The organism is Rickettsia endosymbiont of Ixodes pacificus, from assembly GCF_000965155.1.
In the GTDB taxonomy this organism is placed as follows: Bacteria; Pseudomonadota; Alphaproteobacteria; order Rickettsiales; family Rickettsiaceae; genus Rickettsia; species Rickettsia tamurae.
The window spans coordinates 143,758-156,321 of record NZ_LAOP01000001.1 but is presented as its reverse complement, the minus strand read 5'-3'; the positions used below and the strand labels follow the sequence as shown (position 1 = coordinate 156,321).

Below are 12,564 nucleotides of genomic sequence, written 5' to 3'. Positions count from 1 at the left end.
GGTCTAGTTATACACTATAAATCGTTTTTATCAAATAGAAAAAACTCACCTATTTCAGGAATAATAAATTTATTTTCATCAATATTATGTTTTTTTCCGATCTCTTTAAAAAGAGTATCGTTATAACCCGAATCACCTATAAAACAAATATCTCCTATCTTAGTTTTAATGATAAAAGTTCCCCATAATGCTTTATTTTTATCAAATATTCCTCTAGCCGACCAATGCTGTGCCGGTTCTAAATAAAATTCTACATCGCCTTTAAATTCATCTTCTCTGAAACTTTTTGAATTTAGCTGTATTTCTTGTTCTTTATATGACTCTCCCCATCCTAAGGTAACAATTTCTGCATCGCTAATATGTTTTTTGATTATTACGTCATTCATTAGCGGTGTAATAATCTTAGGCTTATCTCGTACCCATAAATCTTTAATTGTTCTGATGTCTAAATGGTCATAGTGATTATGGCTTATTAATATAACATCTATTTTAGGTAAATCGGTAAAATTAATACTGGGTTTTACCACTCTCTTTGGTCCTGCAAAAGTAAAAGGGCTAACCCGCTCCGACCATACCGGATCGGTTAAGATATTTAAACCTTCTATTTGAATTAAAAAGGTTACATGCCCTACATAACTTACTCGTATATAGTCAATTGATTAGGACTTGCCTTACATCGTTGCTCGTCGCTCTCCTATTAGTTATAGGCTTTGCTTCTCGCTCCTTGTATGCAAATCCAACTGAATTGACTATACTCTTTCTGCCTGAAAAATTGGCAGCGTCGTCTTTGTAAGTCCTCGGATGCTCACGTACTTCTGTATGTTCCGCTCCTCGTCTTACAGACCGATTACTCTTTTCCAAGTTGATCTTCGTATCCCAACTCTTCATTTCACAGGAATATATATTTTCGTTGCTAGTTATTTTTTGGGGTGGAATATCAGTAGAAGTAAGTGGCAGTGTTGTCGGCCATTTTGGTCGTTTTGAAGTTATTTTCCATTTTAGAATATCAAGTAAGGTTTTAGGGATCAATATTGAAAAACATATTTTTATTTAGATAGACCTTCCTTTCGGTTTATTAGAGCTTTTAACTTGTTCAGCAAAGGATTTTGTCTCTTTATTTGTTGGTTTATGAATAAATCCTCTAGTTTTTTCTCCTATCAACATGGCTTCTTGAAGTATGTCTTTTGGTAGTTTAGCTATAGATGCTGATATTTCCGGAGTTTGTTTTATTTCTACCGTTATCTTTTTTTCTTTATTTATATCTCTGCCTATTACTTCATCTAGTGGAACATTTTTATAATCTGCAAGAGCAACAATTGCTCCCATGTCAGGCATTTTTGTACGACCGTCTAGAAAATTTTTCCACGCTGTTTCATGGGTGCCTGTTTTTTCACTTAACTTATACGGGGTTATATTGTCTGTTTCTAATATATTCAGTACAAATTTTTTAAAATTATTTCTAATTTCTTCTGGACCATCTTTATTTGTTTCTGATATATCGTTAATCCGATTAAATCTTTCTTTTGATCTTATATCTTCGCTCATTATTTTTTCCTGTAAAATTTACTCCTAAAAATTGAGAGTTAAAATAATTTTTTTTAATGATAAGAATTTATGATTTTTAAGAGGCTATCTATGAAATTATTTTAATTGATAATTAAAGAGATTTTATAGCGAAAATTAATAAGATTTTTGAAGGAATAGGTACTCCTATTTCAAAAAAATCTTATAATTTATAGCAAAAAATAATTTCATAGATAGCCTATTAGACTTATTTATTAATATATAACTAATAAATAGTAAATAGAAGATAATTATAATGAAAATAATAAATTTAAGCTATTTAATTAAGTATTTAGGTTTTATATATGAAATTTAAATTAATCTATTTTAACTTTTTTTGTCACAAATTATAAAATTTTTCTGTAATAGGAGCCATGTCTTTTTAAAATCTTATAATTTTAATATAAAATAACCTAAGATATATAGTAAAAGAAGTTGAATTATGTTCAATTTATAGGAAATATTTTATTTTTTTAAAAACATATCTCATACCGTAAATGGGTTAGCATTAGCGGTATTCGCTATATTCTTAAAAAAATAAAATATTTCCTATAAATTGAACATAATTCAACTTCTTTTACTATAAATTAAATTTCAGATGCAGAATCTAAGATATTTTAAAAAGATTATATAAATTAAAAATTGTTTTTTCTGCATCTTGATCATTTATTAATAAGGTAATTTTAACTTCTGATAATTGTATCATGTTAACATTTATATTATCTTTCGTTAACTTTGATAATATCGTTTCAAGTAATTTACAATCATTTTTAATCCCATAACCAATAAGAGAGATTGTAGCAATTTCGGTATCAAAAGTAAAATCTTGTATCTGCTTATCATCCTTTAAATTAGTAAGTAAAGCTTGTAAATTATTTTTATCGGTTAAATTTGTAATAAAACTATATTCTTCATTATTTTTTATCTCTTGCATAAACTCAATATGATTATTATTTTGTGTAATCATATTTGCAACTTGCAAAAAACTTAAAGAAATGCTCTTTACAGATATTTTTAATAAATTTTTATTAGAAGTAATGCTGTTAATAATTCCATTCTCCATATTTTTATCCTTTGAAGTAATTAACGTACCTTCTGTATTCGGTGAAAATGTTGAAAGAACACGCATATCTATTTTATACCGCATTACTAACTCTACGGCTCTAGGGTGTAGTACTTTTGCTCCACTTGATGCTAGTTCTAACATTTCTAAAAAATCTATTTCTTTTATCTTCTTGGCATTTGGGATAATTCTTGGATCAGCAGTAAATATTCCCTCTACATCGGTATAAATATCACATCTATCGGCTTTCATAGCTGCAGCGATTAAGGCGGCAGTAGTATCGGATCCTCCTCTGCCCAAAGTGGTTAACCTATTGGATTTGTTAGTTCCTTGAAAACCGGCTATTATAGGGACGGTATTTAACTGTAAATATTTTTCTAGTAAATCTGTAGTAATTGATTCTACTAAAGCTTTACTATGATTATTATCGGTGAGAATCGGTAATTGCCAAGCTAGAAATGATCGTGCCTTTATGTCTTCTTCTTGAAGAGCTAATGCAAGTAATGAAGCAGTGACTATTTCGCCGCTAGAAAGTGCTACATCATATTCTGCAAATTGAAAAATGTTGTTAAGGCTTGATACTTCATTACACAATGTGACAAGTTGATTAGTAACACCTGCCATAGCCGAAACTACTACAATTACTTGGTTATTTTTAGCTATTTCGGCTTTTATGATAGGAACGATTTTTTTTATTCTATCAATATTTGCAACGGAAGTGCCACCGAACTTTTGAATTATTAAGGCCATAAGTAAAGGAAGCCTGAATATTATGTTATATAATTAATTTCCGCCTGTCGTCTCGCTTGGCATTGTTGCGTGGATTGAAAAACACACTCAGTGTCATACCGTGGCTTGACCACGGTATTCAATTTAAAATACTAATATTATTAGTATTTTAAATTGTTTTTATGGACCCCGTGGTCAAGCCACGGAGTGACACAGTGGATTTTACCAATCCACGCAACAATGCCATAAAAAGCATTTTTCGTTCCACGTAACACTAGTAGATCAAACCGCAATACTTAAGCACTTGCAATTTCTTTAACATTCACGATTTTATGATTTCGCTTAGTTAAAAATTCTACTTTACCTTCTATCAAAGCAAATATTGTATGATCTTTGCCAAGCCCTACATTCGTTCCAGGATGAATTTTTGTACCGCGTTGTCTAACTATAATATTACCGGGTATTACATATTGTCCATCGGCTTTTTTAACTCCCAGCCTTCGACCGGCCGAGTCTCTTCCGTTCCTAGAACTACCACCGGCTTTTTTGGTTGCCATTTTATAATTCCTTTTAAGTTATTATTATTGTTTGGTAATATCTAATATTTTTAATTCCGTCAATTCTTGACGATGACCGGCTTTACGACGATAATTTTTTCTACGCTTTTTCTTAAAGACTATAATTTTATTATCTTTAAGTTGGTTAGTAATTTCAGCCGTAACGACAGCCCCTTTAACTATTGGAGTACCAATAAAAGAAGGCTTTGAGTATTCGCCAATCATTAAAATTTGATCAAACTGAATTTTAGAGCCAAGTTCTCCATCAATTTTTTCGACTTTAATAATACTATTTCTGTCTACTTTATATTGTTTTCCACCTGCTTTTATAACTGCGAACATGAAAACTATCTCTTTAAAAAATTTATAAATATTTGTCGTATCATATTATTATATTAGAAATTAGTCAATGATCTTTTTTAATAGCAAATCTATTGTCGAATATCTATTAACACAAATATAATTGCGTATTGAGTTACCGCAGCAAATATTGCGGCTAACAAATCATCAAGCATAATGCCGATACTGCCCTTAATATTTTTGTCAAACCAATTAATAGGCCAGGGCTTTACTATATCAAAAAATCGGAATAGACAAAAAGGTAATATGAAAAGTAATATAATATTTATTGTTAGCGGACTAAAATATTTAATTAAATGCGATTCATTAGCAAATAAAGCGGAAAAAAATACTAAAACGATAGTTAGCATTTGCCCTACTACTTCATCAATTACCACTTCTTTAGGGTCTTCTGAATTTGTATAATTTAAATATATTTTAGTAAAATAAGTGCCGAGTATTAAGAGTATCAAACATATGCTAAAGCTTATAATAAATATACTGATAAGTTGAGCTTCACCGAGAGTAAGACTTGAGAAAGGAATGATTATTTTGTTATTAACAATAAAATATATTAAGAAGTAACTTAAAGGAAAAGCAGCAATCGACCCAAAAGTGCCTGGGCAGTATTTTATTTTTCCGATATAAAAAAAAGTAGCAAAAAATTCTGAAAATTGTTTTTTAGTAAACATTTCTTTAATTATTTTATCCTAGATTAGAGCTATAATATCTTATATAATAAAATTTTAACTTATACAGCAAAAATATCATGGGAATGAGCTTTAGCCATTTATTAATAGTTTTATTAATTATTTTTGTATTATTCGGTGCCGGCAAATTACCGCAAGTCATGTCCGATCTTGCCAAAGGTCTTAGAGCTTTTAAAGACGGCATGAAAGGCGACGGTAGTGATAATGATAAAAACAAATAATTAACTCGATGTCATCGCCTGCGTGGATACCAAATCCGTCATTGCGAGGAAATTGCATAGCAATTGACGAAGCAATCTCAGGAGTGTGTTATTATTTTATGAGATTGCCACGCAGCCTACGGCTGCTCGCAATGACGACTCAGGTATCTACGCAGGCAACGCCCTAATTCCCTGAAACAGTAGAATATACACCATTCTCTTTCCTAATAATATCATATCGTCTCTGAGCTACTCCATCGATGAAATGAATATTACCGGATAAACCTATATAAGGTTGTCTACTGTTTATTCTATTTAGAAACCTTTCGGATGCAAATTCATTGCCTATATAGTTTGCAGTCATACGTCCTAAATCATAAGAAAGGAGATGCATGAAACCCATATGGTTAATACCTAAGTCTTTTGCCCTATCTGGAACGTTGCTATTGAGTAAATTTAAAGAGCCGGTAAAGCTAATATCGATATTTTCAGGGTAATCGATATCAATACGATTATCACCGATTAAAATAGCTTTTTTATCTAAATTATATTTACGAATACTATCAGCGAGTAGGTTTAAATTTTTTGGATCGTCTGATAGATAAATAACCGGTTTTGTCGTGTCGCTACGTTCATTTATAATATCGGTATTGTCTGAAATATTTCTTGCGGCTTTTGCTATAGATTCAGGATTATCCTCATAAAATTCAGTGCGTGATAATGATGCATTTTTCTGAATCAATATATTTTGCATTACTTGACTAATAGTTTGCGAATGCTTCCCTTTAGGTAATAATGCCATAAAATCTTTATGGTCGTTACTTGTGTAATAATTGATGATGCGTATCAGTTGTTTTAAAGGTGCATGACCGAATACAAATAATTTATCTTCTGCAAGAGCCGGATTATTTGACATAGTTATTATAATAATATCATTTGCCTTTGCTTTTTCGGCTATTAGAGAGGTAAAGTTAGAATATAGAGGACCTAAAATAATCTTAGTTTTACGTGCTACTATTTTATCCATAGCGGCTAAAACGTTTTTTTCGTCTGAACCGTCGTAAGAAGTAACATGTATGTAAGATTTGATTCCGTCGTTAAGTCCCATTTTAATTAAATCTTTATATTGTTTCCCGACAATACTATCAGGACCCTGATTTGGCATTAAAATTGCAATCTCAATTTCTTTTTGTTCTTTTTTAGGAAAAATTATAGGTTCTTCTTTAGGAGTTTGACAGGATGTTAAATATATCAAACAAAAAAATGATAGAACGATTCGTAGTTTATGTTTTATACTAGCCATAATATTACTTAAAATTTAAAAATTATGATTAGACATCTTTCTAGACCAGCTTATAGAGAGGAATTTAAAGGAGACACGGAACGCAGCACCGCAGCGTATATAGACATACGTGAGGATGCGAGTACCGGATCGACGTTTAAATTACCTCTAAAAGTGAAGTTTGGAAAGATGTCTTTAAAACCGGGATTATATATTGTTTCAACACCAATCGGTAATTTTGAAGATATAACGCTTCGTGCTATATCGACTCTAAAAAACTCAGATATTATTTTATGTGAAGATACTAGAATATCACAAAAATTGCTAGCAAAACATGACATTCATACAAAATTACAAATTTATAATGATCATAGTGACGAGAAAGATAGAGAAAATATTATAAGTTTAATAAAATCGGGTAATATAGTAAGTTTAATTTCTGATGCAGGGACTCCTTTAATTTCCGATCCTGGCTATAAGTTAGTTAGAGATATACGCAATCTTAATTGTCATATAGATGTAGTACCAGGGGTATCTGCACCGGTTACTGCTCTAACTTTATCAGCTCTTCCTACTGATCGATTTTTATTTCACGGGTTTTTACCTAAAACTATAGAAAGTAAAAAAAAGATTTTTTCTGAACTAGTAAATCTTAAGGCTACTTTGATTTTTTTTGAAATAGCCCCTCGCTTGATAAATACCTTATCGGTAGCTAAAGAAATACTGGGGAATCGAGAAATATGTGTAGTTCGTGAGTTAACTAAGCTATATCAAGAAACAAAAACAGGAAATATAGATGAAATAATAGAGTTCTATCAAAATAATATTTTAAAAGGTGAAATAGTATTATTGATTTCAGGAAATATACAAGAACAAAACCAACAAAAAAATTTAGAAAAATTTATAGAACTTTGCTTAAGTAAAAACTTAAGTAGCAAAACCACTACCGAACTTGCTTATGACAAATTCAAAGATGTTTATAGTAAAAAAGAAATATATAGATTGGTGAATGAGAGTAAGTAGAGTAATTTGCTTACGTTATTGTGTGAATCAATTCCACCACTGTCACCTCGTGGCTTAACCACGGTATCCAGAAAGACAATATTAAAATACTAATAATTATTAGTATTTTAAACTAGACCCCGTGGTCAAGCCACGGGGTGACAATTAACAACACGCAGCAAGCGTACTAATGACAGCCGCAACCTTTTTTAGGCTTATTTTTTTCTACCGAATCTTCAAGTTTTTTACCGGCTGCCTGCATATCTTGACCTGCACCTTGCATTGTATTACAAGCACTTGTTAAGAAAGCTACAGCTACTAATATAGAAGTTATAAGTATAAGTGCTGAACGCATAAATTTTACCTTTATCAAATTGAGCTTAGATATTATGAAGTAAGCAAGAAATTGTCAACTTGAAAATGCATTAATATAATACTCACAATACTCTTTAATAGGGCAGATATCGCAATCGGGTTTTCGGGCTTTACAAATATATCTGCCGTGCAGAATTAACCAGTGATGGGCATGCGTTAGCCATTTCTCATCGATAATCTGCAGTAGCTCTTTTTCTACTATTTCAGGACTATTACCTTTAGCAAGCCCAATCCTTTTGGCTACTCTAAACACATGCGTATCAACTGCCATTGTCGGCATACCGAATAAGCAGTTTAGTACAACATTAGCAGTTTTTCTGCCAACGCCCGGTAGTTTAACTAATTCCTTAAAATCATTTGGTACTGAAGCTTGATAATTGCTTATCAATATTTTACATAATGCGATAATATTTTTTGCTTTGCTGTTAAATAGTCCGATAGATTTTATATATTTTTTAAGCCCTTCTTCACCGAGTTCTAGAATTTTTTCCGGTGTATCGTAAGTTTCAAATAAAGATTTAGTCGCTAAATTTACCGATATATCGGTGGCTTGAGCAGATAATATTACCGCTACTAATAAGGTAAAATCATTCTTATATATTAATTCGGTTTTCGGATTTGGATTATTCTTGCTAAAAATCTCAAAAATTTTATTAACTATTTGTGCTTGCATATATTGCTATAGAAAGTGTATTCTAGGTTCTGTAAGCATTTCTAAAAAGATTTAATTTTAGTTATTTTTTGCTGCAAATTATAAGATTTTTTGGAAATAGGTATACTATTCCTACAAAAATCTTATTAATTTTCGCTAAAAAATATCTTAAAATAGTAAATTAATTAGAAATGCTTACAGAACCTAGAAGATAAATTATTGAGTCTTAAAATGCTAGAAAATAAAAATTTTGAATTTATAAAAAATGAAATAAAAAACAATAAAGTAGTATTGTTCATGAAAGGTACTAAAGAGTCGCCTGCATGCGGATTTTCAGAAACCGTAGTAGCTATTTTGAATAAATTAGGTGTAGAATTTCGTGATATTAATGTACTTTTTGATGCTGAATTACGTGAAGATTTAAAAAAATTTAGCGACTGGCCGACATTCCCCCAATTATACATTAACGGAGAATTAGTCGGTGGGTGTGATATTGCTAGAGAGTTATATCAAAGCGGCGAACTTGAGAAGATGTTGAAAGGTTGAGATGTCATCCCGTGGCTTGTCCACGGGATGACAAGCTTTATAAAAAACCATGAACAAATATTTAGAATATCCAGAAGTAGAAAGTAAAGAGCAGCCGGCAAAGAAGCTAGTAGTATTACTGCACGGTGTCGGTTCGGATGGACACGATCTTATAGGACTTGTGCCTTATATTAAAAACGATTTACCTGACTGTCATTTTATTTCCCCGCACGGCATCGAGGCTTATGATATGATGCCTTACGGTAGACAATGGTTTAGTTTACAAGATCGTAGCCCGCATATTATAGCAAAGCTAATTGCAAATAATGTTTCTAAACTTGAGGATATAATAAAACAAAAACAAGAAGAGCTAAATCTAACTAACAAAGATACTATCATTATCGGTTTTTCTCAAGGTACTATGATTGGTCTATATTTAACTCTGATTCAGCGAGAACCGTTTTTTTGTACTATAGGTTTTTCGGGAGCATTAATTCCGCCTATGGAAGTTAATAATAAGCTTACTCCTATATGCTTGATTCATGGGGAATTAGATGAAGTGGTCGGTGTTAGTGAGATGTATAATGCTTCAAACTATTTATCTAAGCTTCATATAGAGCATAGCGGACATAAATTAACGTCTCTTGCTCATTCAATAGATGGACGGGGGCTTGAGATTGCGATTAATTTTATAAACACATGTCATACCGTGGCTTGACCACGGTATGACAATGAGAGCGTTGAGGCATGCAACAAAACCAAACCATATGAGGATGAATGAATATTTTTAATAATAATTTACACGAAACGGATAAAGAGATTGATGAAATAATAAGGCATGAAAAGCTACGTCAAAGTAGCGTAATCGAGCTTATTGCATCAGAAAATTTTGTAAGTCCTGCTGTGCTTGAAGCTCAGGGGTCTATTCTGACTAATAAATATGCGGAAGGGTATTCAGGTAAGCGTTTCTATAACGGTTGTGAGGAAGTAGATAAAGCTGAAAATTTAGCTATAGAGCGAGTAAAAAAACTCTTTAACTGTAAATATGCAAATGTGCAACCTCATTCAGGCTCACAAGCAAATCAGGCTGTATATCTTGCTTTATTACAGCCGGGCGATACAATTCTTGGTATGTCCTTAGATAGCGGCGGACATCTAACACACGGTGCAGCCCCTAATATGTCCAGTAAATGGTTTAACGCCGTTTCTTATAGCGTAAATAAAGAGACTTATTTAATCGATTATGATGAGATTGAACGTTTAGTGGATTTACATAAACCAAAATTACTTATAGCTGGTTTCTCTGCCTATCCTCGTAATATTGATTTTGCAAGATTTAGAGAAATAGCGGATAAAGTTGGAGCATATTTTATGGCAGATATTGCTCATATTGCAGGACTTGTTGCCACAGGCGAGCATCAAAGCCCTATTCCTTACGCTCATATTGTTACCTCTACCACTCACAAAACACTTAGAGGACCGCGAGGTGGTTTAATTTTATCTAACGATGAAGAAATAGGCAAAAAGATAAATTCTGCATTATTTCCAGGACTACAAGGTGGTCCGTTAATGCATATAATCGCTGCAAAAGCCGTAGCTTTTTTAGAAAATTTGCAGCCTGAATATAAAAATTATATTCAGCAGGTAATAAGTAACGCTAAAGCTTTAGCAAGTAGCTTGCAAGAAAGGGGATATGATATATTAACAGGTGGTACCGATAATCATATTGTTTTAGTGGATTTACGTAAAGACGGAATCACGGGTAAGCTTGCCGCAAATTCTTTGGATAGAGCAGGGATTACGTGTAATAAGAATGCTATTCCGTTTGATGAAGCTTCGCCTTTTATCACTTCAGGTATTCGCCTTGGTACTCCCGCATGTACTACTAGAGGCTTTAAAGAAAAGGATTTTGTATTAGTCGGTCATATGGTAGCAGATATTTTAGACGGCTTAAAAAATAATGAAGATAATAGCGAGCTTGAGCAGAAAGTATTAAATGAAGTGACAAAATTAATTAAATTATTTCCGTTTTATGGCTAATTTAAATAAACGACCTGATTGGATAAAAGTAAAAGCTCCTAATTCTACAGAGTACTATAATACAAAAGATTTAATAAAAAATCTGAGATTAAATACTGTGTGCGAGGAAGCTACTTGTCCTAATATCGGTGAATGCTGGTCAAAAAGACATGCAACCGTGATGATTTTAGGTTCGGTTTGTACTAGAGCTTGTAGGTTTTGTAATGTCAAAACGGGTAGACCGGATTTACTTGACCCGCACGAATCGCAAAGGTTAGCGGAGGCGGTACAAAAGTTAAATCTTAAGCATGTAGTAATTACTTCCGTCGATCGTGATGATCTTGAGGACGGCGGAGCTTCACATTTTGCGGAGTGTATTAGCGAAATCCGAAAATCATCGCCAAATACTACTATCGAGATTCTAACACCCGATTTTTTAAGAAAAGAAGGAGCAGCTAAAATAATAGCAAACGCAAAACCTGACGTCTTTAACCATAATGTCGAAACAGTCCCGTCTTTATATAAAACGATTAGACCGGGGGCTAGATATTATAATTCTTTAAGCTTACTTCATAATATCAAAAAATTATCTCCTGAAATTTTTACAAAATCCGGTATGATGGTAGGGCTTGGGGAAGAAATAAATGAAGTAGTACAGGTTATGGATGATTTAAGGGAAGCAAAGGTTGATTTCCTAACTATCGGGCAGTATCTGCAGCCTACCAAAAATCATGCTGAGGTCGCAAAATATGTTACTCCGGAAGAGTTTAAATATCTAGAGCGAGTAGCAAAAACAAAAGGATTCTTGATGGTTTCGGCAAGCCCGCTAACTCGTTCTTCATACCATGCCGATGAGGATTTTCAAAAATTAAAAGAGAATTATCAGCAGCGTCATTGCGAGGAGGCTTTGTTGCGTGGATCAATTTCACCTCTGTCATCCCGTGGCTTGACACAGCGGATTTTATCGGTCCACGCAATAATGCCTTTAGTCGCTCGCAATGACGAAAAAACAAGTCATGAAACAAAGCTTAAAAAATAAAAAATGATAAACGTAGAAATTGTAAGAAACTACAATAAATGGTGTGAGCATAAGCAGATAAATAAGAGTTTAATCAAAAAAATAACTCAAAATGTTTTATTGCGATTTGATAATTTTAGTAAAATAAAACAATTTGAATTATCAATTTTACTAACAAATACTGCAGAAATATTGACCTTAAACAAACAATTTCGTAATATAGAAAAAGCTACTAACGTTCTTTCTTTTCCAAGCAACGAATTAAATTGGCAGGATTTATATTCTAAACTTGAATTTTTAGGTGACTCTGATTATATGCATTTAGGTGATATAGCATTTTGTTATGAGGTAATATATAATGAATCGTGTGAGCAACAAAAAACTTTTGAGAATCATTTTATTCATCTTTTAATACATAGTATTTTACACTTAATTGGGTTTGATCATCAAAATGACACAGAAGCAAATATTATGGAAAATCTAGAAATTGAAATATTATCATATTTCGGTATTTCTTCCCCTTATTAACT

General features: G+C 32.3%; 15 protein-coding genes and 3 pseudogenes. 8 read left to right on the top strand and 10 right to left on the bottom strand.

Features of this window, described 5'->3' with window-relative positions; all coding sequences use genetic code 11:
• Positions 1-14 precede the first annotated feature (14 nt).
• The 7 genes and pseudogenes from REIP_RS08815 to REIP_RS00950 form a co-directional block, all read right to left on the bottom strand.
• On the bottom strand, positions 15-590 hold the full coding sequence (locus REIP_RS08815; protein ID WP_231569314.1) for an MBL fold metallo-hydrolase: 576 nt from the start codon (positions 588-590) through the stop codon (positions 15-17).
• An 82-nt stretch (positions 591-672) separates the two neighbouring features.
• A pseudogene (locus REIP_RS12035) lies at positions 673-750 on the bottom strand (palindromic element RPE2 domain-containing protein); the annotation flags it as partial.
• A gap of 300 nt (positions 751-1,050) precedes the next feature.
• Positions 1,051-1,545: a hypothetical protein gene (locus tag REIP_RS00970; protein ID WP_032138993.1), complete on the bottom strand. Its 495-nt coding sequence runs from the start codon at positions 1,543-1,545 to the stop codon at positions 1,051-1,053.
• A 625-nt stretch (positions 1,546-2,170) separates the two neighbouring features.
• A complete protein-coding gene (locus REIP_RS00965) occupies positions 2,171-3,376 on the bottom strand; it encodes an aspartate kinase (protein WP_045803595.1) in 1,206 nt (401 codons plus the stop codon).
• Positions 3,377-3,651: 275 nt separating this feature from the next.
• A complete protein-coding gene (gene rpmA / locus REIP_RS00960; RefSeq protein WP_008579587.1) occupies positions 3,652-3,912 on the bottom strand; it encodes a 50S ribosomal protein L27 in 261 nt (86 codons plus the stop codon).
• A 24-nt stretch (positions 3,913-3,936) separates the two neighbouring features.
• Positions 3,937-4,254, bottom strand: coding sequence for a 50S ribosomal protein L21 (gene rplU, locus REIP_RS00955; RefSeq protein ID WP_004997480.1), 318 nt, complete (start codon positions 4,252-4,254; stop codon positions 3,937-3,939).
• Positions 4,255-4,343: 89 nt separating this feature from the next.
• The gene (locus tag REIP_RS00950) at positions 4,344-4,943 is read right to left on the bottom strand and encodes a phosphatidylglycerophosphatase A (RefSeq protein ID WP_045803594.1); all 600 of its coding nucleotides are present in this window, start codon (positions 4,941-4,943) and stop codon (positions 4,344-4,346) included.
• A gap of 77 nt (positions 4,944-5,020) precedes the next feature.
• On the opposite strand from REIP_RS00950, the gene REIP_RS00945 reads away from it, so the two are divergent.
• Entirely contained in the window at positions 5,021-5,182 is a 162-nt protein-coding gene (locus REIP_RS00945) for a Sec-independent protein translocase subunit TatA (RefSeq protein WP_045803593.1), read from the top strand.
• A gap of 163 nt (positions 5,183-5,345) precedes the next feature.
• Here the strand turns inward: REIP_RS00945 and REIP_RS00940 are convergent, their stop codons facing one another.
• Positions 5,346-6,464, bottom strand: a complete 1,119-nt coding sequence (locus REIP_RS00940; protein ID WP_045803592.1) for a penicillin-binding protein activator — start codon at positions 6,462-6,464, stop codon at positions 5,346-5,348.
• A gap of 18 nt (positions 6,465-6,482) precedes the next feature.
• Here REIP_RS00940 and REIP_RS13535 point away from each other — a divergent pair.
• Both REIP_RS13535 and rsmI read left to right on the top strand, forming a co-directional pair.
• A pseudogene (locus REIP_RS13535) lies at positions 6,483-6,641 on the top strand (palindromic element RPE1 domain-containing protein); the annotation flags it as partial.
• Positions 6,633-7,466 carry a 16S rRNA (cytidine(1402)-2'-O)-methyltransferase gene (gene rsmI, locus REIP_RS00935; RefSeq protein WP_045804246.1) on the top strand — a complete coding sequence of 278 codons (834 nt, stop codon included), beginning with the start codon at positions 6,633-6,635 and terminating at the stop codon, positions 7,464-7,466. The pseudogene REIP_RS13535 and the gene rsmI, both read left to right, overlap by 9 nt.
• 166 nt (positions 7,467-7,632) lie before the next feature.
• On the opposite strand, the gene REIP_RS00930 is transcribed toward rsmI, so the two are convergent.
• The gene (locus REIP_RS00930; protein ID WP_045803591.1) at positions 7,633-7,800 is read right to left on the bottom strand and encodes an entericidin A/B family lipoprotein; all 168 of its coding nucleotides are present in this window, start codon (positions 7,798-7,800) and stop codon (positions 7,633-7,635) included.
• Between the two features lie 54 nt (positions 7,801-7,854).
• The gene (nth, locus tag REIP_RS00925; protein ID WP_045803590.1) at positions 7,855-8,493 is read right to left on the bottom strand and encodes an endonuclease III; all 639 of its coding nucleotides are present in this window, start codon (positions 8,491-8,493) and stop codon (positions 7,855-7,857) included.
• Between the two features lie 210 nt (positions 8,494-8,703).
• Between nth and grxD the strand changes: the two genes are divergently transcribed.
• From grxD to ybeY, 5 genes and pseudogenes are all read left to right on the top strand, one after another.
• Complete coding sequence (grxD, locus tag REIP_RS00920; protein ID WP_023507528.1) at positions 8,704-9,018, top strand: Grx4 family monothiol glutaredoxin; 315 nt, start codon at positions 8,704-8,706, stop codon at positions 9,016-9,018.
• Positions 9,019-9,067: 49 nt separating this feature from the next.
• A complete protein-coding gene (locus tag REIP_RS00915; protein WP_045803589.1) occupies positions 9,068-9,715 on the top strand; it encodes a hydrolase in 648 nt (215 codons plus the stop codon).
• 59 nt (positions 9,716-9,774) lie between these two features.
• Complete coding sequence (gene glyA / locus REIP_RS00910) at positions 9,775-11,037, top strand: serine hydroxymethyltransferase (RefSeq protein WP_045803588.1); 1,263 nt, start codon at positions 9,775-9,777, stop codon at positions 11,035-11,037.
• Positions 11,030-11,911 (top strand): annotated as a pseudogene (lipA, locus tag REIP_RS00905) (lipoyl synthase); the annotation flags it as partial. The gene glyA and the pseudogene lipA, both read left to right, overlap by 8 nt.
• A gap of 147 nt (positions 11,912-12,058) precedes the next feature.
• The gene (gene ybeY, locus REIP_RS00900) at positions 12,059-12,562 is read left to right on the top strand and encodes an rRNA maturation RNase YbeY (RefSeq protein ID WP_045803587.1); all 504 of its coding nucleotides are present in this window, start codon (positions 12,059-12,061) and stop codon (positions 12,560-12,562) included.
• Positions 12,563-12,564: the final 2 nt, after the last annotated feature.